Consider the following 23,358-nt stretch of genomic DNA (forward strand, 5'->3'; position numbering starts at 1 on the left):
GAACTCAACGGGGCGGCAAGCCCATGACCAGCGAGCCATCCCAGCGCACGGCTGGGCGCTCGTTGTTCGTGGCACCGGCCGCCGGAGCAGCGCCGCCGGCGCCCGGCGTGTTCTGCGCGCTGCGCGCAAGGTGTGCTTCGCGCGGGACGGCACGCGCATTGCTGCGGGCCTGGGCCAGCCACTGGGCCAGGGTGTCGGCAGGGACGGTGCGGACCGCCACGGTGATGCCGTCGCCGGACGCGGCGGGCTGCAGCTGCGCGTTGGGCCCGAGGCTCTGGCGCACCGAGCTTTCGAGTGCGCGCACGGCATCGTCGCGGCTGGCGCGCGGCTGCGCCTGCAGGGCCTTCGCCTGGGTTTGCAGCGTGGTCATCTGCTGCAGTTGCGCATCCAGCCTGGCGTGCTCGGCGGGCGCTGCGGCGAGGATGCGCAGTGCCGGCGCGAGTGCCACCCACCACAGCAGGGCCAGCAGCACCAGGGCAGCCGCAGCGCCGATCAGACGCTGTTCGCGCGGCTCCAGCTCGGGCCACCAGGCCTGCCAGCGCGCTTCGAGGGAATCGAGCCAGTTCATCGCGGTGCCTCCGCCTGGACCAGCAGCAGGTCGCCCTCGCTGCGCGCGCTGTAGCCGCGCGCGGACAGGGTCGCTGCCACCTGGTTGGCTTCCGAGGGCTGCAGGCCCAGGCCGCGCAGGCGCAGCTGACCCGCGGTGTAGTCGATCGCGCTGGGGGCCCGTCCGGAGGGCAGGCTGGTGGCGACCGCGCCGAGCATGGGCTCGAGGTCGATCGCCGACACGCCACCCGTGGCCTGCTGCAGCGTCGCGACCTCACGCACCATCTGTACTGGCGCGTCGACCACCAGTTGCACCGACGGAAAGGTCTGCCTGAGGATGTTGTTCACGGCCGCCCGCTTGCTGTCGAGCGCGTTGCGCTCCTTCCAGGCCCAGGCGTTGAGGCCGATGAGCTGCGTCAGCACCAGCACCAGTGCACCCCAGCGCGCCAGCCGCCATTCGGGCCCGTGCCACAGCGCGCGCCAGACCGCCACCAGCTTCTTGCTGGCGCGCGCGCGGCCTGTGGAGGCGAGGTCGAACTGAGCAAGATCCCAGGGCGAGCGGCTGGCCTGCAGCCAGCGCGCGGGCGGCTTGACGATGGGTACGCGGCGGCCCAGCAGGCTTTCCGCGAGTTCAGCGACGGCCGGTTCCGCCAGCATTGCCGTACCTTCCGGCAACGTGCCGACCAGCGCAGCGCCGGCAGGATCGAGCGGCAGCGGCGTGACGCCCTCGGTGTCGCAGACCACCAGTTGGGCGGTGCCGGGCTCGCCGGTGGCGAAGATCATCGGTGCCGCGCCAGGCGGTTGCGGCGTGAACTCGGGAACGATGCGCGTGACGCGCCGGCCCGCGCTCTCGAGAGCCTGCACCACGCTGCGCAGCCACAGCCGGTTGCAGGCCGCGACCCAGACGGGCACGCCCGCGCGGGGGTCGGGTTGCAGTGCGAAGTGCAACTGCTCGGGGTCATCGAGCAGCCGGTCTTCCAGCAGGCCATTGAGCACCGAACGCAGCCGCACGCCGCTGCTCATGCTGCCCTGCGGCAAGCTGACCTGGTGCCAGGACAGCGTGGCCGCAGGCACGCACAGGATCATCTCGTCGCCGCTCGGCAGCAGGGCGGGCGGCGCGCTCCCCTGGGAGCGCAGCTTGCGGCCATCGCTGGACCACACTGCCCAGCCGTAGTCGCCGCCGGCGGGCGCAGGGGGGAGGGGAGCGGTGATGAGCAGCAGGGGCATGATCGATAAGGGTCGCCATTGTAGGAGGATAGTTCACATCCAACGCTACAAACTTGATAGCGCTTTCTGCCCGAGGCATGGGCGCTGCAATGCATTTAATCCCATAAGCGTGACCAAAGGTTTCGGCTTCATGAGTTCGGAGCGATAGGCGTGGCGCCAGCGCCACGTTCACGCCAGATGATCCGCAACTCGAGGTTGTCGCGCCGCAGCAGCGAATGCTCCTCGACCCAGGCGTTGTCGAGCCTGATGCGGCCCTGTACTTCGAAGAAGTTGGTGCCCACGCTGTGCTGCTGGGAGTTGAACTGCCCGGCGCCTTGGGCAAGCACCTTGTTGGCGTCTTCCTGGGAACGAAAGTAGCGCGTCGCGCGCTGCGCGACGACGCGCTTGGCGCTCGCCAGGTCGAGAGAGGGCACGCTGGCCGCCAGCGCCTCGGCGCTCGCAGTATTGATGTTCAGAGGCGTGCGTCCAGGCAGGATGGTGACGTAGGGCTCCAGCGCCGTGACGGTGGATGGCGACAGGCCCAACCAGACGAGCTGATAGGTGCGCTGCGGCAGCAGCGGGCCTGATGCCGAGGAGTCGGTGGTGGGCTGCGTGCCGGTTCCCGCACCTGTCCCTGCGCTTGTTCCGGTGCCCGCGCCAATTCCGGTATTCGAGCCCGCTGCAGTCCCTGCTCCAGTTCCCGTTCCGGTGCCGGTGCCGGTGCCCGCGGACGCCGCCGGCGGCAGGGCGCGCCTGAGCTGCGCGGCGAGTACCGGCACCTCCTGCACAGGAAGGCCCAGCATCTCGAACAGCTTGGTGAAGACGGCGATCTCTGCCGGCACGGGCGCCCCATTGAGCACCATGTTCATCACATTGAGCTTCGATTGCGCGTCGACGATCCGGCCCTGGAGAAAAGCCTCGGGCAAGCCCTCGAGCGCATCGCTTGCAATGTTCTTGTCGGCCGCGAGGAAGCTCGACAGCTTGGCTTCCTCCAGCGGTACGGCCCAGGGCTCGGCGAGGTGATCGGGCCCGGCGCCTCCGCCAGCCCGAGCGTCTTCGCGCAGGATCAGGCGCGACCAGTCGAGCGCGCCGACCAGCACCCAGGCCGACTGCACGCGCGCGCGCTCGGCGGCTTCGATCTCCACGGCGCGCCATTGCTGCCAGAGCGATGCCGCGGCAAAGGTGGCAACCAGCGTCACCGTGAGCATGGCGGTCAGCAAGGCCGCGCCGCGCTGCGATCGTGATGCGGGAGGAGCAGGCCGCTTCATGAAGACTTCGGGACCGAGGCGGTAGGCCGCACCCAGTCGCGCGTGAGCACGCCGGCGAGCGCGGGACCGGGAGGAAGGCTCAGGACGAGGCGGACCCCGTCCGGCAATGGCGAGCCGGCGCCGAGCGCCGCCGCACCCACCGCCGGGGCCCAGACGTCGTTGCGGAAGTAGAAGAGCTGCCAGGCTTCCAGCGGCACCAGGCCGATCTCGGTGCCACGCAGCTCGTTGCTGCTGCCGTTGTCCTGCCCCCATGCGGCTGCGCGATCCCAGGCTTGCTGCCATTCGGGGCGGCCCGTCAGGCCGGGCGACTGCCAGCGGTACCAACGCGCGACCCCGGCAGCGTCGGACCGCAGGGTCCATGCGACAACATAGACGACCGGCAGGGCGCTGTCGGTGCTGCGGCGGGTGAGGCGTAGCGTGCGGCCGTCCCAATCCATCGCGCGGATCTGCGCCAGGGCGACCGTGGCGTCGAGATCGGCCGTCCATTGCGACAACGCTGTCTGCAGCGTCAGCACGGCGTCGCTGCGCTCGCGGTTGATGGTCTGCGCGCGCGCCATGCCTTCGAGGCCTTGCCAACTGACGAGCGCGAGCAGGGCCATGACCGCGATCGCCACCAGCAGTTCGATCAGCGTGAATCCGCGGGTGGCGCGCGCCGGCTTCATCAGAAGCGCCCCACGACGGTGGATAGCCGCAGCACCGGCGCCTCGGCCGCATCGCGCACCTGGACGTCGACCCGGCGGAAGTTCGGATTCAGCGTGGGGGTGGTCGAGATCGTGACGGCAAAGCTGGTATTGGCCTGCGTGCAGACCAGGCCGGCGTCGCCGATGGCCGGCATCTGGCGCGCGAGGCGGGCCTTGATGAGTTCGTTCTCTGCGCAAACCTGTGCCAGCAACAGGTCCGATTGCCGCTGCGCATTGCGCGTGATTGCGTTCGTGGCCTGCGTGCCGGCGGCGAGCGCGATCGCGATGATGCCCAGGGCCACCAGCACCTCGACCAGGGTAAAGCCGCGGCTGAATCCTCGCTTCAGTGGACGACCTGCTCCGCCGGCTGCGCCCATGCGGCGCAGCGGAGTACCTCCGCCCTTGGCTGCGATGCTATTCGCCTTCGGAGCGGCCGTGCGGCTCATGGCATGGTCACCGCGAAGGGTCGCAGGCCGTCGGTCGCGATGCGCAGGGTGCGCGCAGGCGGGCCCTCGGACGTGAGCAGCACCTGCTGCGCCGCAATGATCGGTTCGGGCCCGAGCTGCAGGGCTGCGACGGCCGAGCCATCGCCCGCCAGAGGCCGGGCCACGATGCCGGCGGAAAGCCATGCAGTGGGCAGCGTGCCGGGCGGCAGCCCGTCGAAGCTGAAGTTGGTCGGTCCCTCCGGCGTTGTGCGCCAGCGCACCGCGATGCCGCTGGCACGCGACTGGGCGCGCGCCGCTTCGAGCAGGGCTGAAAGACGCTCGGCTTCGCGATCCAGGTTTTCGTGGCCGGTGTCGCGCAGCGCGAGACCGACACCCGCAGTGGCGAACGCGATGATCGCGATCACCACCAGCAGCTCGATCAGCGTAAAACCACCGGGCCTCCGGCGTCGGGCGCGGTCCAACCGGGAAGCAGCGCGCCTATTGCCAGCTGCCGATGTCGGCATTCTTGCCTTCGCCGCCGGGTTGGCCGTCGGGGCCGAGCGAGAACACGTCGATCTCGCCCTTGAGGCCAGGGTTCATGTATTGGTAGGGGCGGCCCCAAGGGTCGTTGGGCAGCTTCTCGATGTACGGTTTCCAGTTGGGCGCGGCCGGACCGGTGGTAGGCCGCGCGACCAGCGCCTGCAGGCCCTGCTCGGCCGTCGGATAGCGCTGGTTATCGAGCCGATAGAGCTTGAGCGCCTGCATCAGGTTGTTGACGTCGGTGCGGGCGGCTGTCACACGCGCGTCGTCGGCGCGCTCGATCACGTTCGGCACGATCAGCGCCGCGAGCACGCCAATGATGACCAGCACGACCATCAGCTCGATGAGGGTGAAGCCTCGCTGCAGGGTCCGCGCAATAGTGCGTTGGAAAAGGGGCATGAAATTGGGGAGAGGGAGGGTGGAATGCGCGTGGGCGCCTGTGCTGAATGATAATCCCGCCCCATGGCAGCTTCCTACGCCCCCGACCGCTGGCCCTCGGCCACGGCAACGACCGTGTTGTGGGCCTTGGCCGCAGCGAGCATCGTGTTTTGGGGATTGCGGCTGATGTCCCCGTCAGATGCACTCGCGCCGCCCGCACTGAACAGCAACGCCGCGGTAACGGTCGACCCGGCGGCGGTCGCGCAGATGCTGGGCGTGCTGCCGAGCCAGGCTGCCGTCGTGGCAACGCCGGATGCCGCCAGCCGCTTCCAACTGCTCGGCGTGATCGCCGACGCCGACCAGCGGGGCGCGGCACTCATCGCCGTCGACGGCAAGCCACCGAGGCCCTTCCGCGTTGGCGCCACTTTGGCGGACGGGTATGTGCTGCAATCCGTCAGCGCGAGGGCCGCGTCGATCGGTGCGAGCGTCGATGCCGCGCAAGCCTTTGCGCTGCAACTGCCGGCGCGGCCGCTCGCCGTCAACGGTCCGCCGCCTTCTTTGTCCGAGGCGCCGCAGCCTGTGGTCGCGCCGCCGGAGCGTCGCGGCGTCCGACGCTAGGAGTTCGCGCGGCAGAAGCCGTCGCAGCGTTGCAGCCGGCCGTCTCCGGCCCTGTAGACAGCTAGGCCTGCAGAAACAGCCGATAGACCGGGTTGCCGGTTTCCTCCACGAACGGATAGTCCAGCGTCCGAAGGAACTCGTCGAAGGCAGTGTGGTCTGCCGCCGGGACTTGGAGCCCGACCAGGATGCGGCCGTAATCTGCGCCTTGATTGCGGTAGTGGAACAGGCTGATGTTCCAGGTAGGCCGCATGAGGCTCAGGAACTTGAGCAGCGCGCCGGGCCGTTCGGGGAAGACGAAGCGCAGCAGCCGCTCGTCGTGCGCCAGGCTGCTGCGGCCGCCCACCAGGTGGCGGATGTGCTCCTTGGCCAGCTCGTTATGCGTGAGGTCGATGGCGCCGTAGCCATGGGCGAGGAAGGTCTCGGCGATGGTGATGGACTCGCCGCGTGCCTGGGTGGTCAAGCCTACGAACACGTGCGCCTCCCTGGCGTCGCTGATCCGATAGTTGAATTCGGTCACGCTGCGCGAAGCGCCGGGCAACTGCCCGACCAGCTCGCAGAAGCGCCGGAAGCTGCCGCGCTCCTCGGGGATGGTGACGGCAAAAAGCGCCTCGCGCTCTTCACCCACCTCGGCGCGCTCGGCCACGAAACGCAGCCGGTCGAAGTTCATGTTGGCGCCGCAGAGGATGGCCACGTACGTCTGGCCCTGCGTGCCGTGAGCCTCGACGTACTGCTTGATCGCCGCCACCGCCAGCGCCCCGGCAGGCTCGACGATGCTGCGGGTGTCGATGAAAACGTCCTTGATGCCAGCGCACACCGCGTCGGTGTCTACGGTGATGAACTCGTCCACCAGTTCGCGAGAAATCCGGAAGGTTTCTTCGCCTACCAGCTTGACCGCGGTGCCGTCGGAAAACAGGCCGACATCGGCCAGCGTCACACGTTCGCGGGCAGCGACGGAGCGCAGCATCGCGTCGGAATCGTTCATCTGGACGCCAATCACCTTGATCTCGGGTCGCACCGCCTTGATGTAGTTCGCGACGCCCGAGATCAATCCGCCGCCCCCGATGGCGACGAAGACCGCATGGAGCGGTCCTTGGTGCTGGCGCAGGATCTCCATCGCGATCGTGCCCTGGCCGGCGATGACGTCGGGATCGTCGAAGGGGTGTACGAAGACGAGGCCATGAAGCTTCTGCTGCTCCAGCGCATAGCCATAGGCGTCAGAGTAGCTGTCGCCGTGCAGCTGCACTTCTCCGCCGAGCGCGCGCACGGCGTCGATCTTGAGCTGCGGCGTGGTTACCGGCATCACGACCACGGCGCGCGCTCCGAGCTTGCGGGCGCTGAGCGCGACGCCCTGGGCATGGTTGCCTGCCGAGGCGCAAATCACACCTCTGGCGAGTTGCTCGGCGCTGAGGTGGGCCATCTTGTTGTAGGCCCCCCGCAGCTTGAAGCTGAAGACTGCCTGCTGATCCTCACGCTTGAGCAGCACCGTGTTTCCCAGCCGCGCGCTCAGAGCTTGCGCAGGCTCGAGCGCGGATTCAACCGCTACGTCATAAACACGCGCCGTGAGGATTTTCTTCAAGTAGTCGGCGGGGGAAAGCGAAGGAGGCGGCGTGGACATAGGGTCGGGATCATAGGCCGGAGCCCGCTGCCGCAGCATCCCAAGAAAAAAGCCCCGGGCCTTGCGGCTCGGGGCTAAATCCACCAATTGGGAGGGTGGAGGAGACAACCGGTACACACGTTTGTGTGTGCGATGAAATAAAGTATATCGATTCTTTGTTGCGTTGCAACAAGGGAGTGACGCTTTTCCAACACAATCGACACCGGTGCGGTCTTTCATGCTGCGCGCCGCGACCATGGAGTCTGCAAGGATGGAATGTACAGTGAGCTGGACTGGCAGCGCGGGGACGCAATCTGCCATGGGTTTCGTCGCCGAAACCGGCAGCGGCCATGTCCTGGTGATGGACGGAGCGCCAGATGCGGCGAAGCCGGAGAACGGTGGCCGCAACCTGGCCGCGCGGCCGATGGAAACGGTGCTCGCCGGCACCGGCGGCTGCACCGCGTACGACGTGGTGCTGATCCTGAAGAGAGGCCGGCATCAGGTCGAGCGCGTCAGTGTCAAGCTGAGCAGCGAGCGAGCGGAAAAAGATCCAAAAGTCTTCACCAAGATCCACATGCACTTCACTGTGGCGGGCAAGGGCATTCCGGCACCCGCCGTCGAGCGTGCGATCGCCCTGAGCCACGATACCTACTGCTCGGCGAGCGTCATGCTGGCAAAAACGGCCGAGATCACGACGAGCTTCGACCTCATCGAGACTTGAGCGCGGCGCAGGCGCGCCTCAAATGCGGTGGGCGACCGTGGTCATCACCCGGGCTGCCAGCCGCATCAGGGCCTTGGCTGGGGCCGGCAATTCCTGTGCGCCGGCGCTCCAGGCCTGGGCCGCGTGGCGCGCCTCGTCCAGCTTCATCTGGTTGACCACAGCGCGCGAGGCTGTATCGCCCGCAGGCAGACGGTCCAGGTGGCCGTCCAGATGAGCCTCAACCTGCCGCTCGGTCTCTGCGACAAATCCCAAGCTCCACGGATCGCCGAGCCGACCGGCGACGAGACCGAGTCCAAATGCCCCGAGGTACCACAGCGGATTCAGGGCCGAGGGGCGCGCGCCGAGCTGCTCCAGCCGTTGCTGCGTCCAGGCGAGGTGATCCGTCTCCTCGCGCGCGGCCTCGTCGAAGTGCGCCCGAAGCTTCGGGTCCCTCGTGACCACAGCCTGCGCGGTGTACAAGGCCTGGGCACACACCTCGCCGACATGATTCACGCGCATCAATGCGCCGGCCTCGCGGCGCTCGGCTTGGCTGAGTTCGACGCCCGGCCCGGCGGGCTGGGGCACGGCACGAGTGGCATGGGGCTTGGCAAACAAGGTACGCAGAGCCGCGTCCGCGGTCCCTAGGAGATCGTCGAGCGAGAGGGTCATGCAGCAATTGGAACCCATGTGCAGCAGGCGGCTCGCACGGCAGCTCTTCTTTTCATATGACGGGATTTTGCAGGCGGCTGGTGCTTTGTTGCACGAGTGCAACGAAACGGCGAAGCACGCGGCGTTTTCGGGAGAATTGTTTTGCCCAGACGAAGCGGCTCTGGTGCAATAGCGACAACTTCCCAAAAGGAGGTTGGCCCGGGGTCCGGTGGGAGCACAGAAGTGCCAGTCACGGTGAGCCCTTCGCACCGGAGCCCTATGTTTAACCTTGGAGAAACTTGCAATGAAAAAATCTCTAGTTGCCCTGGCTGCTCTGGCTGTTGCCGGTGTTGCCTCGGCGCAGTCGTCCGTGACGCTGTTCGGCGTGGTTGACGCTGCTGTCAGCGGCTTCTCGAACAAGTCGGACCTCGCTGTCCCGTCCCTGACGACCCCGTTCCTGCCGGGCAGCGTCAAGGTTAGCCGCAACGAACTGCGTAACTCGGGCTACAACTCCAGCCGTATCGGCTTCCGTGGTACGGAAGACCTCGGTGGTGGTCTGGCTGCCAGCTTCTGGCTCGAAGCCCCGATCTCCAACGACAATGGCCAAGAAGGTATTGCGACGTTTGCTCGTCGCTCGACCGTGAGCCTCTCGGGTGGTTTCGGTGAAATCCGTCTGGGCCGTGACTACACCCCGACGTTCTGGAACGACACCGTGTTCGATCCGTTCGGCACCAATGGCGTCGGCACCAACCTGATCAGCACCGCGAACACCTCGTTCGGCGCGTGGAACGGCGGCGGGACGACCAGCGTCCCCGGCTTCACCAACGTGACCGGCAGCAACTACGTTCTTGCCAGCAACACCGTCGGCTACTTCCTGCCCCCGAACCTCGGTGGCTTCTATGGCCAGGTGATGTACGGCTTCAACGAGCGTGACAAGTTCGATCCGGGCGCAGCTACGCCGACCGCGCTGAACACTCAGCGTACCGGCCGTTACGTCGGTGGTCGCTTCGGCTACGCCAACGGCCCGCTGGATGTTGCTGCCTCCTACGGCAACAGCACCGTCGGCGACAACTTCTTTGTCGGCACCACGACCTCGGTCAAGACCTTCAACGTCGGCGCTTCTTACGACTTCGGCGTCGTGAAGCTGTTCGGCGAGTACTCGAAGGCCAAGAACGAAGTCGACAGCGAAAGCTTCGTGTTCACCGCTCCGGCCGACATTGACCTGAAGGGTTGGCTGCTCGGCGTGACCGTGCCGGTTGGTCCTGGCCTGATCCGCGCGTCCTACTCGGGCGTCAAGTACGACTTCAACCTGCCGACGACGCCGTTCTTCACGACCGACGACCCGAAGGCTAACAAGTTGGCTCTCGGCTACGTGCACAACCTGTCGAAGCGTACGGCCCTGTACGCGACGGTGGCTCGTGTTCGCAACAAGAATGGCGCCAACCTCACCCTGGGTGGCCCGGCCTTCCTGACCTCCTTCGGTGGCGGCGCATACGCGCCGAAGACCTCGACGGGTTACGACTTCGGTATCCGTCACGCTTTCTGATCTAAAGCTGGCTTAAGCCAGCTTTAATGGAAAGTCTTGAAAGCCGCCCGGCGTAAGCCGGGCGGCTTTTTTCTTTCCGCACTGCGGCAGCAGGGACTACTTTTAAATTCCCGGTGCGTCCCTCTGCACAACCAGATCATCTCTGCCGATGAAGAAGGGCAGCTTCGGACTCCATTGCGCCGACAACCCCCATTGAGAGTTTCATCAAGGTCAACTGATCACGCCCATCCGCCTCGAGCTCGGACTGTGGTGCAACCCCGGGGAACCACCTCTTGGGCATGCGGCTTGCTCTGCTAGCATCATTGAACACGTGCCCTGCTGAATGATTGCTTTCGTACTGCGTCGCCTGATACAGGCCGTGATCGTGATGGTCGCGGTCGCTTTCATCGCCTTCCTCCTGTTCCAGTACGTGGGGGATCCTGTGGTGTTCCTGCTCGGTCAGGATGCGAGGCCGGAGCAGATCCGCGAGCTGCGCGCCGCGCTGGGCCTGGACAAGCCCTTCTTCGTCCAGTTTTGGCATTTCCTGATCAATGCGTCGCAAGGTGAGTTCGGTCTCAGCCTGCGCCAGGGCAGCAAGGTGTCGCGCCTGATCGGCGAGCGCTTCCCAGCGACCCTGGAGCTCTCGTTGGTCGCCGCCTTCCTGGCGCTGGCGATCGGCATCCCGATGGGTGTCTACACGGCGTTGCGGCGGGGCACCTTCATGAGCCAGGTGTTCATGATGATCTCGCTGCTCGGTGTCTCCCTGCCCACCTTCCTGATCGGCATCCTGCTGATCCTGGTCTTTGCCGTGCTGCTCGGCTGGTTTCCCAGCTTCGGGCGCGGCGAGACGGTTCAGTTGGGCTGGTGGAGCACCGGCCTGCTGCGCGCCGACGGCTGGATGCACATCGTGCTGCCGGCCGTGACACTCGCCATCTTCCAGCTCACGCTGATCATGCGGTTGGTGCGCGCCGAAATGCTGGAGGTCCTGCGCACCGACTACATCAAGTTTGCTCGCGCCCGTGGCCTCTCGGATCGCGCCATCCATTTCGGGCACGCGCTCAAGAACACGATGGTGCCGGTCATGACCATCACCGGCTTGCAGCTGGGCGGGCTGATCGCCTTCGCCATCATCACGGAGTCGGTGTTCCAGTGGCCCGGCATGGGCCTGCTCTTCATTCAAGCCGTCACATTCGCCGATATTCCAGTCATGGCCGCCTACCTGTGCCTCATCGCGCTGATCTTCGTCGTCATCAACCTGGTCGTGGACCTGCTCTACTTCGTGGTCGACCCGAGACTGCGCATCGGCGGCGCCGGAGGGCATTGATATGGATGCCCCACGCTATCAGGCTTTGGGACGGGCCTTTGCGCACATCGCCCGCTTCCATCCGGAGATCACCTCCTTCCGGCGCGACCTGCATGCGCACCCCGAGCTTGGCTTCGAAGAGATCTACACCTCCGGCCGCGTGCAGGAGTCGCTGCGGGCTTGCGGCGTTGACGAGATCCATCCGGGTATCGGCAAGACCGGCGTGGTCGGCGTCATCCGCGGGCGCTCGACGGCCAGCGGCCGCATGATCGGCCTGCGCGCGGACATGGACGCGCTGCCGATGTGCGAGGACAACGACTTCGGCTGGCGCTCCGCCAAGAAGGGCCTCATGCACGGCTGCGGTCACGACGGCCATACGGCCATGCTGGTCGGCGCCGCGCGCTACCTCGCCGAAACCCGCGACTTCGACGGTACGGCCGTCCTGATCTTCCAGCCGGGCGAGGAGGGCTTCGCCGGCGCGCGCGCAATGATCGAGGACGGCTTGTTCGACCGCTTCCCCGTGAGCGCGGTCTACGCGATGCACAATTGGCCCGGCCTGCCCGCCGGCACGGTCGGCATCAACCGCGGCGCCATGATGGCAGCGGCCGACCGCATCACGATCGAGATCGAGGGCAAGGGCGGCCACGGCGCGCATGCCTACCTCACCGTCGACCCCGTGCTGGTCTCGGCCCACGTCATCACCGCGGTGCAAAGTATCGTCTCGCGCAATGTGCGGCCCATCGATGCAGCCGTGATCAGCATCTGCGCCGTGCAGGCAGGCGACCTCGGCGCCATGAGCGTGGTGCCCGGCAAGGCAACGCTGGTGGGTACGGTGCGCACCTTCAGCGTCCGGGTTCAGGCGCAGGTGGAGCAGCGGCTGGTGGAGCTGTGCTCAGCCGTCGCAGCCGGATTCGGTGCCACGGCGCAGGTGAAGTTCGAGCGCATTTACCCGGCCACCATCAACACTGCGCCCGAGGCGATGTTCGCCGGCGATGTAGCGCAATCTTTGGTCGGTGCGCACAACGTCGAGCGCAACATGGAGCCAAGCATGGGCGCCGAGGACTTCTCCTTCATGCTGCAGAAGAAGGCCGGCGCCTATTTGCGCATCGGCCAGGATGCTCGCGGCGGCGCCTTTTTGCACAACAGCCGCTACGATTTCAACGACGAAATCCTGCCGCTCGGCGCCGCCTTGCATGCCGGCCTGATCGAGCAGGGCATGCCCCTGCATGTCGCGGACCGTCCCGCCACCGCCGGCGTGGCGACGTCAGCGGTGTCCTGAGTCTTTCCAACCTGAGGAGTGTTTCCATGAACCTGAGAAACAAGCTGGCCGTGATGGCCGTCATTTCCGCGCTGGGCACACTCTGCCTGCCGGCAGGGGCGCAAACGATTCGTGTGGCGAATCAAGGGGATGCGCTCTCTCTCGACCCACACTCGCTCAATGAGTCGCTGCAGCTCTCGGTCGACCTCAATGTGTACGACGCGCTGACCGATCGCAACAAGGATCTGAGTCTCGCGCCCTCATTGGCCACCTCCTGGCGCCAGACGTCGCCGACCGTGTGGCGCTTCGAACTGCGCAAGAACGTCAAGTTTCATGACGGCACGCCTTTCACCGCGGACGATGTCCTCTTCAGTGTGACGCGTGCGGCGGGCGACGGCTCGGACGTGAAGGCCAAGGTCAACGACATCAAGGAGGTTCGCAAGGTCAACGATCACGCCGTCGACATCGAGACCAAGGGGCCGTTCCCGATCCTTCCCGACGTCCTGTCGGACCTCGCGATCATGAGCAAGAAGTGGTGCGAGGAAAACAAGGCCGAGAAGCCGGTCGACCGCCGCAAGGGCATCGAGAACACCGCCTCGTTCAAGGCCAATGGCACTGGGCCTTACCGCGTGCGAGAACGCCAGCCCAATGTGCGCACGGTGTTCGTGCGCAACCCCACATACTGGGGCAAGATCGACGGCAACGTGCAAGAGGTGATCTTCACCCCCATCGCCAATTCGGCGACACGCGTGGCGGCCCTGATGTCGGGCGAGATCGACGTGATGGAACCCGTGCCGGTGCAGGATATCGCGCGCATCAACGCCAGCCCGAACGCGCAGGTGGTGGTCGGGCCCGAGCTCCGCACCATCTTCCTGGGCATGGACCAGAAGCGCGACGAGCTGCTGTATTCGAGCGTCAAGGGCAAGAACCCGTTCAAGGACAAGCGCGTGCGCCAGGCCTTCTATCAGGCCATCGACATCGTCGGAATCCAGCGCACCGTGATGCGAGGCGCCTCGCGGCCCACGGCGCTGATGGTCGGCCCCGGCATCAACGGCTGGAGCGAGGCGCAGGACAAGCGCTTGCCGTATGACGTGGAGGGCGCCAAGAAGCTGCTGGCAGATGCTGGCTACCCGAACGGGTTCGAGGTGACGATGAACTGCCCCAACGACCGCTATGTCAACGATGGGCAGATCTGCCAGTCGGTGGCCGCGAACCTTGCGCGGATCGGAGTGAAGATCAATCTCGCGGCCGAGACCAAGGGCACGTACTTCCCCAAGATTCTGCGTCGCGACACCAGCTTCTATCTCCTGGGCTGGACGCCGACCACGTATGACGCGCACAACGCACTCGACGCGTTGATGCGCTGCCCCGATGACAAGACGGGTGATGGCCAGTTCAACCTCGGCTCGTACTGCAACCCGAAGCTCGACGACTTGATCGGAAAGATCAAGTCGAGCACCGACAAGACTGAGCGCATGGCGATGATCAAGGAAGCCTTCACGATTCACGCGGACGACATTGGGCATCTGCCGTTGCACCAGCAGTCGCTGGCCTGGGGCGTGAGCAAGAAGGTCGCGTTGACGCAGCGGGCCGACAACTTCATGCCTTTCAAATGGATGAGCATCCAGGCGCCCGCAAAGCCCTGAACGCCGGACGAGAAGTGACGACTCCGAGGGCCTGCGATGCGGGCCCGCCTTTTAAGCCTCTAGATGAAAAAGACACTGGCCCGCTGGCTCGACAGCGACGTCGGCTACAGCTTCCGCACCTCGCCCGTGGCCATGCTCGCCGCAGCGATTGCCATCGTCTGCGTCTTCTGCTCGGTCTTCGCCGGCTGGGTGTCGCCGCACAACCCCTTCGACCTCGCGGCTCTGGAACTCGGCGATGCGCGCCTGCCCCCGGCCTGGAGTGCCGAGGGCACGACCAAGTACCTGCTGGGTACCGATGACCAAGGCCGCGACATCCTTTCAGCGTTGATCTACGGTGCACGTATCTCGTTGGTCGTTGGATTGGTCTCGGTGGTGCTGTCTGTCGTGATCGGCGTACTGCTTGGGTTGCTGGCCGGGTTCTGGGGCGGATGGCTGGATGCCTTCCTGATGCGCGTGTGCGACGTCATGTTGTCCTTTCCGCCCATCCTGGTCGCACTGCTGATCGCCGGAGTCGGGCGCGCGCTGTTCCCCAACGCGCACGAGACGGTGGCCTTCGGCGTGCTGATCATCTCGATATCGCTGACCGGTTGGGTGCAGTACGCGCGCACGGTGCGCGGTTCGACCATGGTCGAGCGCAACAAGGAGTATGTGCAGGCGGCGCGCGTCACCGGTGTCGCGCCGCTTCGCATCATGCGCCGGCACGTGCTGCCGAACGTGCTGGGTCCGGTGCTGGTGCTGGCTACCATCCAGGTGGCCACGGCGATCATCACGGAGGCGACATTGTCTTTCCTGGGCGTCGGCGTGCCACCGACCTCGCCGTCCCTGGGCAGTCTCATCCGCGTGGGCAACGACTACCTGTTCTCGGGCGAATGGTGGATCACTGTCTTTCCCGGCCTGATGCTGGTCCTGATCGCGCTCAGCGTGAACCTTCTGGGCGACTGGTTGCGCGACGCGCTCAACCCGCGGCTACGCTGAAGCCGGGAAGCACATTCGAATGAGTCTTCTGCAAGTCCGCAACCTGGTCGTCGAATTCCCGCATCGGCGCGGCACGCTGCGCGCGCTGGACGACATCAGCTTCGAGATCGCGCCGGGCGAGGTTCTCGGCGTGGTCGGCGAGTCGGGCGCGGGCAAGTCCCTGACCGGCGCGGCCATCATCGGTCTGCTGGAGCCGCCCGGGCGCGTGGCTGCGGGGCAGATCGTGCTGGAAGGCCGGCGCATCGACAACCTGGGCCACGAGGCCATGCGTCATGTCCGCGGTCGCAAGATCGGCGCCATCTTCCAGGACCCGTTGACCTCGCTGAATCCGCTCTACACCATCGGACGGCAACTGACCGAAACCATCCGAACGCACCTGCCCGTGGGCGAGGAAGAGGCGAAGAGGCGCGCGATCGGGCTCCTGCAGGACACCGGTATCCCTGGCGCGGCGCAGCGAATCGACCACTATCCGCACCAGTTTTCCGGTGGCATGCGCCAGCGCGTCGTGATCGCGTTGGCCCTTGCCGCCGAGCCCAAGCTGATCGTCGCGGACGAGCCAACCACCGCACTCGATGTCTCGATCCAGGCGCAGATCATCAGCTTGCTGAGGCGCATCTGCAAGGAGCGCGGCGCGGCGGTGATGCTGATCACCCACGACATGGGCGTGATCGCCGAGACCTGCGACCGGGTCGCCGTGATGTACGCAGGCCGCATCGCCGAGATCGGCCCGGTGCAGGAGGTGATCCACCAGCCCGCTCATCCCTACACCTCGGGCCTGATGGCCGCCATTCCCGACATGACGATGGATCGCGAACGGCTCAACCAGATCGATGGCGCCATGCCGCGCCTGAACGCCATCCCGCGCGGCTGCGCCTACAACCCGCGCTGCCCTCGCGTCTTCGAACGCTGCCTGGTCGAGCGGCCGGATCTGCTCAACGCCGGTGCGACCCGTGCGGCGTGCTGGCTGCACGACGCGCACAGCATGTCCACCGTCAACGGGATCGCGCCATGAGACGCCGGTCGAGTGGCACCGCAGAGCCAAGTGCGGGGGCGGCCGAATGAGTGCACCCCTGGTGGTCGCCCAGGACCTCGCCAAGGTCTTCGACGTCTCCCCGCCGTGGCTCAACCGCGTTCTGGAGCGAAAGCCGCGCCTCCTGTTGCACGCGGTCGACGGCGTGAGCTTTTCGATCGAGCGCGGCAAGACCTTGGCGCTGGTCGGCGAATCCGGTTGCGGCAAGAGCACCGTCGCGCGCCTGCTCGTGGGCCTGCACGCGCCCACCCGCGGCGGCATGCAATTCGACGGCCAGGACGCCCACGCCACGTTCAAGAGCGGCGAGGGCCGCAAGCTGCGCCGGCGCATCCAGATGATCTTCCAGGATCCGTACGCCAGCCTCAACCCTCGATGGCTGGTGGAGGACATCGTGGGTGAACCCTTGCGCGAACACGAGATGCTGAACCAGGGGCCTGCTCTCAAGGCGCGGGTCGGCGAGTTGCTGGAGTCCGTCGGCCTGAGCCCGCTGGACATGGTCAAGTATCCCCACCAGTTTTCCGGGGGTCAGCGGCAGCGCATCTCCATCGCGCGTGCCCTTGCCACCCAGCCCGAGTTCCTGGTGTGCGACGAGCCGACCTCTGCGCTGGACGTGAGCGTGCAGGCGCAAGTGCTCAACATCATGAAGGATCTGCAGCGCGAGCGCGGCCTGACCTATCTGTTCATCTCGCACAACCTCGCCGTTGTGCGCCACGTTGCGGACCGCGTCGGGGTGATGTATCTCGGGCGGCTGGTAGAGGTCGCCGACAAGGCAAAGCTCTTCGAAGTGCCGCAGCATCCCTACACCCGCATGCTGCTCGCCGCCATTCCGAAGATGAAGCACGCCGGGGAGGCACGTACGCCGGTGCAGGGTGAGGTCCCCAACCCGCTCGCCCCACCCACTGGCTGCACCTTTCACCCGCGCTGCCCGCACGCCAACGCACGCTGCAAGGCCGAGCGCCCGCCACTGCAGATGCTGCGCGGCGTGCAGGTCGCTTGCCACGCCGTGGAGGAAGGGCGGATCTGACACCGCCATTCGGAAACGAATGGCGCGAAGAATGCGGATCTACTGCTCTTCGCTCCAGGCGAACCCATCGCGCGCGATCATCGCGCTCGATGCGCTGGGGCCCCATGTTCCCGCTGCGTAAGGCCGCGGCGCTCCGTCCGAGGCCCAGCTGTCGATCAGCGGCTCGACCCAGCGCCAGGCTTCCTCCTGCTCGTCGCTGCGCACGAAGAGGTTGAGCCGGCCGTCGATCACGTCGAGCAGCAGGCGCTCGTAGGCGCCCACGCGCTCGGAACCGAAGCGCTTGTCGAAGTCGAGGTCCAACTGCACCGGCGCCAACTGCGGCCCGGCATGGCGGTGGCCGTTGCCGTTGCGTTGGCGCCCATCCTGGGCCTGGGCGAGCATGTGCAGTTCCAGGCCGTCCTTCGGCTGCAGGTTGATCACCAGCTTGTTGAACGCGTTCTGCGGCGCTCTGAAGATCGCATGCGGCGTCGGCTTGAAGTTGACTGCAATGTGCGCGTCGCGCGAGGCCAGCCGCTTGCCGGTCCGGACGTAGATCGGCACGCCGGCCCAACGCCAGTTGGCGATCTCGGTGCGCAGCGCGACGAAGGTCTCGGTGCGGCTCTCCGGGTCCACGCCCTGCTGCTCGCGGTAACCCGGCACGCGCTCGCCGTAGGCGGTGCCTGCGGTGTACTGTCCGCGGATCGCGTGCAGTCCGATGGCTTCCGCCGTCCAAGGCTTGAGCGCGCGCAGCACCTTGAGCTTTTCGTCGCGGATCGCGTCTGCATGCGCGTTGATCGGCGGCTCCATGCCGATCGCGCAGACCAGCTGCAACGCATGGTTCTGGACCATGTCGCGCAGCGCGCCAGTCTGGTCGTAGAACGCACCGCGCTTCTCGACGCCGAGGTCCTCGGCAATGGTGATCTCGATGTTGGCGATGTGCTCACGGCGCCAGATGGGCTCGAACAACGCATTGCCGAAGCGCATCGCGAACAGGTTCTGCACCGATGGCTTGCCCAGGTAATGGTCGATGCGGAACACCTGGTGCTCCGCCAGCACCTTGCAAACTGCCTTGTTGATGGCGCGGTTGGAGGCCAGGTCATGCCCCAGCGGCTTCTCCAGCACCACGCGGGTCTTCGGGCCGTTGAGCCCGGCGGCGGCAATCTGTTCCACCACCTGCGTGAAGAGGGCAGGGGCGGTGGCGAGGTACATCACGACCGTGCTGGCGTCGCGCTGCTTGAGCAGGTCGGCGAGCTTCGCGTAGTCTTCGGTCCGCGACAGGTCCATGCGCTGGTAGTGGAGCAGGGCGGCGAACTTCTTGAACTCCTCCGGGGTCGGCCGCTTGGCGCCTTCGACGGCCTCGAAGCGCGATTGGATCAGCTCACGATAGCCCTCGTCGGACAGCTCGTCGCGCGCCACCCCGATGATGCGGCCGCCCTCGGGCAGGCTGCCGTGACGAAAGGCCTGGAACAGCGCCGGCATCAGCTTGCGCCAGGTGAGGTCGCCGGTACCGCCGAAAAGGACAAGGTCGAAACTCATTGATAAATCCGTGTGGTCGTGGTGATGCTCGGCACGCGAAGCCCCGCCGCCGAATGGTAACGGAGGCTGTCCCGACAGCCACTTCGCTTAAGCTTCGGGGGCGGCCCTGCGGGGCCCTTTTCTAATGAACGAGCAGCCATGAAGAACGTTGTGTTCGATCTGGGCGCGGTGCTGTTGAGCTGGGAGCCGGTGTCGCTGGTGCATGCGGTCATCGCGCCGCACACGCCCACCGCGCAGGCCGCGCATGCTCTGGCGCGCGAAATGTTTCACCACGAGGATTGGCTGGGCTTCGACCGCGGCACGCACAGCCTGGAAGATGCCATCGGGCGCATGGCGCTGCGTCTTTCGCTGCCCGCGGAGCGGCTCAGCACGACGCTGGCGCCGATGGGCGAGCGCCTGGAACCCATCGACGTCACCATCGAACTGCTCGCCTCGTTGCGTGCGCGCCGCGATGCCGGGGAGGCACTGCGGCTCTACTACCTCTCCAACATGCCGGCGCCCTACGCGCGCGTGCTGGAGCAGCGCCATGATTTCTTTGGCTGGTTCGACGGTGGCATTTTTTCGGGCGACGTGCGCCTCCTCAAGCCCGAGCCCGAGATCTACGAACTGCTCGCCGCGCGCTACGGGCTGAAGGCGCCCGACACGGTGTTCATCGACGACTCTGCGGCCAACGTGGCGGCAGCACGTGCACTTGGCTGGGAGGCCATCCACTGCGAGGCGCCGACCGCGCTGCCGTCGCAGCTGGCACCTTATCTGCCAGAGCGCTCGATCCTGTCGACCTCGAAGCCCAGCGAGCGCGCGTAGTCGAGTTCGGCCTGCAGCGTTGCATCGTCCAGCCGCGGTGCGCGCGACAGGACCCACAGGTACTTGCGGTCCGGCGTGCCGACCAGGGCCACCTGGTAGTCCCGGTCGAGCTTGAGGATCCAGTAGTCGCCCCAGGCGAAGGGGAGCCAGCGCATCCAGTCGGGCGCAAAGCTGACCTCGAGCCGGCCGGCGCCGGGCTGCCCGGTGACCGGGGCAATGCGCGCGATCCCGATCGATTCGTCGACACTTCCATCCGACAGCATGCAGCGGTTGAGCACCTGCAGCTTGCCGTCTTCCAGCAGCGTGTATTCGGCCGTGACATCACCAGCGCAGCGCTTCTCGAAGCGATTGGGCAGGCGCGCCTGCTCGTGCCACAGTCCCACATAGCGTTGCAGGTCCACCGGGGCGACCACCTGCAACGGCGCGCGCATCAAGGGTGCGCCATCGGCGGGGCCTGCAAGACGCGCGTTACGCGATGCGCGGGCGGTCGTGAATGCCAGCAGCGTCAGCGCCCCGCCGACGCAGAAGGCCGTGGCCAGAGTGCCGATGGACGCGCTGTGCACACGGTCGTCGAAGACGACGCGCTGCGGCGCAACGGACTGTTGGCGGCGAGAGAACATGAGCATTCCTTCGAGTCGGTCAAGGGACCGACGGTAGTCCTGCCCCTGGCCCCGCTCCGTCAGCCGGGGACCACACGAACTGTAGTTGTGCGGCGGGATAATGCCCGCATGAACCAACTCGATGCCCTCCGACAGTGGACGACCGTGGTAGCCGATACCGGCGACTTCCGCCAGTTGGCCCAGTTCAAGCCCCAGGATGCAACCACCAATCCTTCGCTCATCCTCAAGGCGGTGCAGAAGGCCGAGTATCGGCCCCTGCTCGACGAGGCCGTCAAGAAGCACGGCCATCTCGCGACCGACGAGGTCATCGACCGCCTGCTGGTGCGCTTCGGCACCGAGATCCTCTCGCTCATTCCAGGCCGTGTCTCCACCGAGGTCGATGCGCGGCTGAGCTTCGATACTGCCGCCACGGTGGCGCGGGCGGAGCGCATCGTCGCCCTCTATCGGGCCGAGGACATCGACACCGAAAAGCGCCTGCTGATCAAGATTGCTGCCACCTGGGAAGGCATCGAGGCGGCGCGCCAGCTGGAGCGCAAAGGCATCCACACCAATCTCACCCTTCTGTTCTCGTTTGCGCAAGCGGTGGCTTGCGGCGCCGCGGGCGTGCAGCTGATCTCGCCCTTCGTCGGGCGTATCTACGACTGGCACAAGAAGGCAGCCGGGACAGCCTGGGATGAAGCAGCCAGGTCCGGCGCCGACGACCCCGGCGTCAGGTCGGTGCGCCAGATCTTCGAGTACTACAAGAAGCACGGCATCAGGACCGAGGTGATGGGCGCCAGCTTCCGCAACGTAGGCCAGATCGCCGCGCTCGCGGGCTGCGACCTGCTGACCATCAGCCCCGAGCTGCTGGCCGAACTCGCCGCCAGCAATGAACCACTGGCGCATGCGCTGGACGCGGATGCTGCGCAGGCGCTGGACATCCCGCAACTGGTGCTGGACGAGCCGGCCTTCCGCTTCGCCCTCAATGAGGACGCCATGGCCACCGAGAAGCTGGCCGAGGGCATCCGCGCCTTCGCGGCCGACGCGGTGAAGCTGGAGAAGCTGATGGAGACCGCCGAATGACCCGTACCCGCACACGTTGCGACCGTACTTCGGCCTGGGGCCGCCTTCAGGCGCACTACGACGCTGCCGGCCGCGATTTCGATCTCCGCCAGGCGTTTGCCGCCGATCCGCGGCGCTTCGACGCCTTCAGCCAGCCGGCACCGCACCTCTTCGCCGATCTGTCCAAGAACCTGATCGATGCGAAGACAGAAACCCTGCTGCTGGCGCTGGCCAGCGAGGCGGGTGTCGAGGCACATCGCGATGCCATGTTCGCCGGTGAGCACATCAATGCGACCGAAGACCGCGCCGTGCTCCATACGCTGCTGCGGGCGCCGGCCTCGATGGCCGTGCCTCCCGCGCTGGCGGGCAAGCTGGCGCAGGTGCACGCCACGCTCGACGCCATGCTGGCGTATGCCGAGCAGGTGCGCACCGACCACACCATCACCGACGTGGTCAACATCGGCATCGGCGGCTCGGACCTCGGGCCGCAGATGGCTGTGCGCGCACTCGACGCCTACGTGGCGCCTGGCAAGCGCTTCCACTTTGTCTCGAATGTCGATGGCCACGAACTGGCCGGCGTGCTGCGCGGCCTCGCGCCCGAGCACACGCTGTTCCTGATCGCCTCCAAGACCTTCACCACGGCCGAGACCATGGCCAACGCGCATTCGGCCAAGCGCTGGTTCGAGCAGTCGGGCAACGCCGACATCGCCCACCACTTTGCCGCGCTCACCACCAACGTCGAGGCCGCGCGTGACTTCGGCATCGAAACCACCTTCGGCTTCTGGGACTGGGTGGGCGGGCGCTATTCGCTGTGGTCCTCCATCGGCTTGCCGATCGCGCTGGCCATCGGCGCCGAGGGCTTCCGACGGCTGCTCGCCGGGGCGCACGCGATGGACGAGCATTTCCGCAGCGCGCCGCTGGCGCAGAACCTGCCGGTGCGCCTCGCGCTCCTCGATGTCTGGTATCGCAACTTCCACCGCTTCACCAGCCGCAGCATTGCGCCCTACCACAGCGCCCTGCAGCGCCTGCCTGCCTACCTGCAGCAGCTCGAGATGGAAAGCAACGGCAAGCAGGTCGACGCGAGCGGCGCCGCGCTGCCCTTCGGCACTTCGCCGGTGCTGTGGGGCGAGCCCGGCACCAACGGACAGCACGCTTATTTCCAGATGCTGCACCAGGGCACGGACGTGGTCCCATTGGAGTTCATCGCCGTGCGCGAGCCGGCGCATGAGCTGGAAGGCCACCATCCCAAGCTGCTGGCCAATGCGCTTGCGCAGGCCCAGGCGCTGATGGTGGGCAAGCAGGACGCCGGCGGGCACCGCAATTTTCCCGGCAACCGGCCGAGCAGCTTCTTCGTCTTCGACCAGTTGACCCCAGAGGCGCTGGGCGCCTTCCTTGCGATGTACGAGCACCGCGTGTTCACCAGCGGTGCGCTGTGGGGCATCAACAGCTTCGACCAATGGGGCGTGGAACTCGGCAAGGTGCTCGCCAAGGACATCGAGCCGCGCCTCGCCTCGGGCGACACGGCGGGTCTCGATGCCTCGACAGCCGGCTTGCTGGCACGGCTGCGGTAGCCGGCGCCGAGTCATCAAAGCCGGCGAACCGCCCTTTATGATGGCCGCGGGAGTTTTCCCGTGGGAACTATCAAGAGGAGCTGTTCGATGAATTTTCAAGAAGCCGTCAAGACCTGCTTCAGCAAATACGTGGACTTCAGCGGACGCGCTTCGCGGTCCGAGTACTGGTGGTTCGTCCTTGCCTACGTGATCATCGCGATCGTCGCCGGCTTCATCCACCAGGTGGTCTATGGCGTCGTGGTCCTGGCCTTCCTGCTGCCGATGCTGGCGGCCGGCGCGCGCCGCCTGCACGACATCGGCAAGAGCGGCTGGTGGCTGCTGCTGGGGTTGATTCCGCTGGTGAACCTGGTGCTCCTGTACTTCGCCGTGCAGCCGAGCGCGCCCGAGAGCAATGAATACGGTGCGCCGCCTCTCGCCGTCGCCTGAGCCTTCAGCGCCCCGAA

At 66.4% G+C, this 23,358-nt stretch carries 24 protein-coding genes; 13 read left to right on the top strand and 11 right to left on the bottom strand.

The features are described 5' to 3' along the window. Positions 1–4: 4 nt before the first annotated feature. The 7 genes from gspM to gspG form a co-directional block, all read right to left on the bottom strand. Positions 5–568 carry a type II secretion system protein GspM gene (gene gspM, locus E5CHR_RS06250; RefSeq protein WP_162578886.1) on the bottom strand — a complete coding sequence of 188 codons (564 nt, stop codon included), beginning with the start codon at positions 566–568 and terminating at the stop codon, positions 5–7. Then, the gene (gene gspL, locus E5CHR_RS06255; protein ID WP_162583591.1) at positions 565–1,776 is read right to left on the bottom strand and encodes a type II secretion system protein GspL; all 1,212 of its coding nucleotides are present in this window, start codon (positions 1,774–1,776) and stop codon (positions 565–567) included. Before gspL ends, gspM begins: the two co-directional genes overlap by 4 nt. A gap of 125 nt (positions 1,777–1,901) precedes the next feature. Continuing rightward, the gene (gspK, locus tag E5CHR_RS06260; RefSeq protein WP_162578887.1) at positions 1,902–3,020 is read right to left on the bottom strand and encodes a type II secretion system minor pseudopilin GspK; all 1,119 of its coding nucleotides are present in this window, start codon (positions 3,018–3,020) and stop codon (positions 1,902–1,904) included. After that, on the bottom strand, positions 3,017–3,682 hold the full coding sequence (locus tag E5CHR_RS06265; protein WP_162578888.1) for a PulJ/GspJ family protein: 666 nt from the start codon (positions 3,680–3,682) through the stop codon (positions 3,017–3,019). Before E5CHR_RS06265 ends, gspK begins: the two co-directional genes overlap by 4 nt. Then, positions 3,682–4,077: a type II secretion system minor pseudopilin GspI gene (gene gspI, locus E5CHR_RS06270; RefSeq protein ID WP_162583592.1), complete on the bottom strand. Its 396-nt coding sequence runs from the start codon at positions 4,075–4,077 to the stop codon at positions 3,682–3,684. Before gspI ends, E5CHR_RS06265 begins: the two co-directional genes overlap by 1 nt. Before the next feature lie 65 nt (positions 4,078–4,142). Then, positions 4,143–4,649: a prepilin-type N-terminal cleavage/methylation domain-containing protein gene (locus tag E5CHR_RS06275; RefSeq protein WP_162578889.1), complete on the bottom strand. Its 507-nt coding sequence runs from the start codon at positions 4,647–4,649 to the stop codon at positions 4,143–4,145. Next, positions 4,624–5,064, bottom strand: coding sequence for a type II secretion system major pseudopilin GspG (gene gspG / locus E5CHR_RS06280; protein ID WP_162578890.1), 441 nt, complete (start codon positions 5,062–5,064; stop codon positions 4,624–4,626). Before gspG ends, E5CHR_RS06275 begins: the two co-directional genes overlap by 26 nt. A gap of 63 nt (positions 5,065–5,127) precedes the next feature. Here gspG and E5CHR_RS06285 point away from each other — a divergent pair, with 63 nt between their 5' ends. After that, positions 5,128–5,661, top strand: a complete 534-nt coding sequence (locus E5CHR_RS06285; RefSeq protein ID WP_162578891.1) for a type II secretion system protein N — start codon at positions 5,128–5,130, stop codon at positions 5,659–5,661. A gap of 61 nt (positions 5,662–5,722) precedes the next feature. Here E5CHR_RS06285 and ilvA read toward each other — a convergent pair whose 3' ends face one another. Next, the gene (ilvA, locus tag E5CHR_RS06290) at positions 5,723–7,276 is read right to left on the bottom strand and encodes a threonine ammonia-lyase, biosynthetic (RefSeq protein WP_162583593.1); all 1,554 of its coding nucleotides are present in this window, start codon (positions 7,274–7,276) and stop codon (positions 5,723–5,725) included. Between the two features lie 250 nt (positions 7,277–7,526). Here ilvA and E5CHR_RS06295 point away from each other — a divergent pair, with 250 nt between their 5' ends. Next, positions 7,527–7,976, top strand: coding sequence for an OsmC family protein (locus E5CHR_RS06295; RefSeq protein ID WP_162583594.1), 450 nt, complete (start codon positions 7,527–7,529; stop codon positions 7,974–7,976). An 18-nt stretch (positions 7,977–7,994) separates the two neighbouring features. Here the strand turns inward: E5CHR_RS06295 and coq7 are convergent, their stop codons facing one another. Further along, positions 7,995–8,624 (bottom strand): 2-polyprenyl-3-methyl-6-methoxy-1,4-benzoquinone monooxygenase, encoded by a 630-nt coding sequence (gene coq7, locus E5CHR_RS06300; RefSeq protein ID WP_162578892.1) that lies wholly within the window; start codon positions 8,622–8,624, stop codon positions 7,995–7,997. Between the two features lie 283 nt (positions 8,625–8,907). Here coq7 and E5CHR_RS06305 point away from each other — a divergent pair, with 283 nt between their 5' ends. The 7 genes from E5CHR_RS06305 (at position 8,908) to E5CHR_RS06335 (ending at position 17,364) form a co-directional block, all read left to right on the top strand. After that, on the top strand, positions 8,908–10,149 hold the full coding sequence (locus E5CHR_RS06305; RefSeq protein WP_162578893.1) for a porin: 1,242 nt from the start codon (positions 8,908–8,910) through the stop codon (positions 10,147–10,149). 322 nt (positions 10,150–10,471) lie between these two features. Next, complete coding sequence (locus E5CHR_RS06310) at positions 10,472–11,452, top strand: ABC transporter permease (protein ID WP_162578894.1); 981 nt, start codon at positions 10,472–10,474, stop codon at positions 11,450–11,452. A 1-nt stretch (position 11,453) separates the two neighbouring features. Continuing rightward, positions 11,454–12,710 carry a M20 aminoacylase family protein gene (locus tag E5CHR_RS06315; RefSeq protein WP_162578895.1) on the top strand — a complete coding sequence of 419 codons (1,257 nt, stop codon included), beginning with the start codon at positions 11,454–11,456 and terminating at the stop codon, positions 12,708–12,710. A 26-nt stretch (positions 12,711–12,736) separates the two neighbouring features. Then, positions 12,737–14,335 carry an ABC transporter substrate-binding protein gene (locus tag E5CHR_RS06320; RefSeq protein WP_162578896.1) on the top strand — a complete coding sequence of 533 codons (1,599 nt, stop codon included), beginning with the start codon at positions 12,737–12,739 and terminating at the stop codon, positions 14,333–14,335. A gap of 63 nt (positions 14,336–14,398) precedes the next feature. Beyond that, entirely contained in the window at positions 14,399–15,310 is a 912-nt protein-coding gene (locus E5CHR_RS06325; protein ID WP_162578897.1) for an ABC transporter permease, read from the top strand. Positions 15,311–15,329: 19 nt separating this feature from the next. After that, a complete protein-coding gene (locus tag E5CHR_RS06330; RefSeq protein ID WP_162578898.1) occupies positions 15,330–16,322 on the top strand; it encodes an ABC transporter ATP-binding protein in 993 nt (330 codons plus the stop codon). Positions 16,323–16,368: 46 nt separating this feature from the next. After that, a complete protein-coding gene (locus E5CHR_RS06335) occupies positions 16,369–17,364 on the top strand; it encodes an ABC transporter ATP-binding protein (RefSeq protein WP_162578899.1) in 996 nt (331 codons plus the stop codon). Between the two features lie 39 nt (positions 17,365–17,403). Here the strand turns inward: E5CHR_RS06335 and zwf are convergent, their stop codons facing one another. Then, positions 17,404–18,879 (bottom strand): glucose-6-phosphate dehydrogenase, encoded by a 1,476-nt coding sequence (gene zwf, locus E5CHR_RS06340; RefSeq protein WP_162578900.1) that lies wholly within the window; start codon positions 18,877–18,879, stop codon positions 17,404–17,406. A 138-nt stretch (positions 18,880–19,017) separates the two neighbouring features. Here zwf and E5CHR_RS06345 point away from each other — a divergent pair, with 138 nt between their 5' ends. Next, positions 19,018–19,683 carry an HAD-IA family hydrolase gene (locus E5CHR_RS06345; protein ID WP_162578901.1) on the top strand — a complete coding sequence of 222 codons (666 nt, stop codon included), beginning with the start codon at positions 19,018–19,020 and terminating at the stop codon, positions 19,681–19,683. Here the strand turns inward: E5CHR_RS06345 and E5CHR_RS06350 are convergent. Next, positions 19,629–20,303 carry a lipocalin family protein gene (locus E5CHR_RS06350; RefSeq protein ID WP_162578902.1) on the bottom strand — a complete coding sequence of 225 codons (675 nt, stop codon included), beginning with the start codon at positions 20,301–20,303 and terminating at the stop codon, positions 19,629–19,631. The genes E5CHR_RS06345 and E5CHR_RS06350 overlap by 55 nt on opposite strands. Positions 20,304–20,411: 108 nt before the next feature. On the opposite strand from E5CHR_RS06350, the gene tal reads away from it, so the two are divergent. The 3 genes from tal to E5CHR_RS06365 all read left to right on the top strand — a co-directional run bounded on the left by tal (position 20,412) and on the right by E5CHR_RS06365 (position 23,341). Continuing rightward, complete coding sequence (tal, locus tag E5CHR_RS06355) at positions 20,412–21,365, top strand: transaldolase (RefSeq protein WP_162578903.1); 954 nt, start codon at positions 20,412–20,414, stop codon at positions 21,363–21,365. Next, a complete protein-coding gene (gene pgi, locus E5CHR_RS06360; protein ID WP_162578904.1) occupies positions 21,362–22,915 on the top strand; it encodes a glucose-6-phosphate isomerase in 1,554 nt (517 codons plus the stop codon). The genes tal and pgi overlap by 4 nt, the downstream gene beginning before the upstream one ends. A gap of 87 nt (positions 22,916–23,002) precedes the next feature. Further along, entirely contained in the window at positions 23,003–23,341 is a 339-nt protein-coding gene (locus tag E5CHR_RS06365; RefSeq protein ID WP_162578905.1) for a DUF805 domain-containing protein, read from the top strand. Positions 23,342–23,358 lie beyond the last annotated feature (17 nt).

This window comes from Variovorax sp. PBS-H4 (assembly GCF_901827205.1).
Lineage (GTDB): Bacteria > Pseudomonadota > Gammaproteobacteria > Burkholderiales > Burkholderiaceae_C > Variovorax.

Coding starts and splice junctions, on each gene's coding strand:
- gspM (WP_162578886.1), bottom strand. CDS start 568: ATGAACTGGCTCGATTCCCTCGAAGCGCGCTGGCAGGCCTGGTGGCCC.
- gspK (WP_162578887.1), bottom strand. CDS start 3,020: ATGAAGCGGCCTGCTCCTCCCGCATCACGATCGCAGCGCGGCGCGGCC.
- E5CHR_RS06265 (WP_162578888.1), bottom strand. CDS start 3,682: ATGAAGCCGGCGCGCGCCACCCGCGGATTCACGCTGATCGAACTGCTG.
- gspI (WP_162583592.1), bottom strand. CDS start 4,077: ATGGGCGCAGCCGGCGGAGCAGGTCGTCCACTGAAGCGAGGATTCAGC.
- E5CHR_RS06275 (WP_162578889.1), bottom strand. CDS start 4,649: ATGCCGACATCGGCAGCTGGCAATAGGCGCGCTGCTTCCCGGTTGGAC.
- gspG (WP_162578890.1), bottom strand. CDS start 5,064: ATGCCCCTTTTCCAACGCACTATTGCGCGGACCCTGCAGCGAGGCTTC.
- E5CHR_RS06285 (WP_162578891.1), top strand. CDS start 5,128: ATGGCAGCTTCCTACGCCCCCGACCGCTGGCCCTCGGCCACGGCAACG.
- ilvA (WP_162583593.1), bottom strand. CDS start 7,276: ATGTCCACGCCGCCTCCTTCGCTTTCCCCCGCCGACTACTTGAAGAAA.
- E5CHR_RS06295 (WP_162583594.1), top strand. CDS start 7,527: ATGGAATGTACAGTGAGCTGGACTGGCAGCGCGGGGACGCAATCTGCC.
- coq7 (WP_162578892.1), bottom strand. CDS start 8,624: ATGACCCTCTCGCTCGACGATCTCCTAGGGACCGCGGACGCGGCTCTG.
- E5CHR_RS06305 (WP_162578893.1), top strand. CDS start 8,908: ATGAAAAAATCTCTAGTTGCCCTGGCTGCTCTGGCTGTTGCCGGTGTT.
- E5CHR_RS06310 (WP_162578894.1), top strand. CDS start 10,472: ATGATTGCTTTCGTACTGCGTCGCCTGATACAGGCCGTGATCGTGATG.
- E5CHR_RS06315 (WP_162578895.1), top strand. CDS start 11,454: ATGGATGCCCCACGCTATCAGGCTTTGGGACGGGCCTTTGCGCACATC.
- E5CHR_RS06320 (WP_162578896.1), top strand. CDS start 12,737: ATGAACCTGAGAAACAAGCTGGCCGTGATGGCCGTCATTTCCGCGCTG.
- E5CHR_RS06325 (WP_162578897.1), top strand. CDS start 14,399: ATGAAAAAGACACTGGCCCGCTGGCTCGACAGCGACGTCGGCTACAGC.
- E5CHR_RS06330 (WP_162578898.1), top strand. CDS start 15,330: ATGAGTCTTCTGCAAGTCCGCAACCTGGTCGTCGAATTCCCGCATCGG.
- E5CHR_RS06335 (WP_162578899.1), top strand. CDS start 16,369: ATGAGTGCACCCCTGGTGGTCGCCCAGGACCTCGCCAAGGTCTTCGAC.
- zwf (WP_162578900.1), bottom strand. CDS start 18,879: ATGAGTTTCGACCTTGTCCTTTTCGGCGGTACCGGCGACCTCACCTGG.
- E5CHR_RS06345 (WP_162578901.1), top strand. CDS start 19,018: ATGAAGAACGTTGTGTTCGATCTGGGCGCGGTGCTGTTGAGCTGGGAG.
- E5CHR_RS06350 (WP_162578902.1), bottom strand. CDS start 20,303: ATGTTCTCTCGCCGCCAACAGTCCGTTGCGCCGCAGCGCGTCGTCTTC.
- tal (WP_162578903.1), top strand. CDS start 20,412: ATGAACCAACTCGATGCCCTCCGACAGTGGACGACCGTGGTAGCCGAT.
- pgi (WP_162578904.1), top strand. CDS start 21,362: ATGACCCGTACCCGCACACGTTGCGACCGTACTTCGGCCTGGGGCCGC.
- E5CHR_RS06365 (WP_162578905.1), top strand. CDS start 23,003: ATGAATTTTCAAGAAGCCGTCAAGACCTGCTTCAGCAAATACGTGGAC.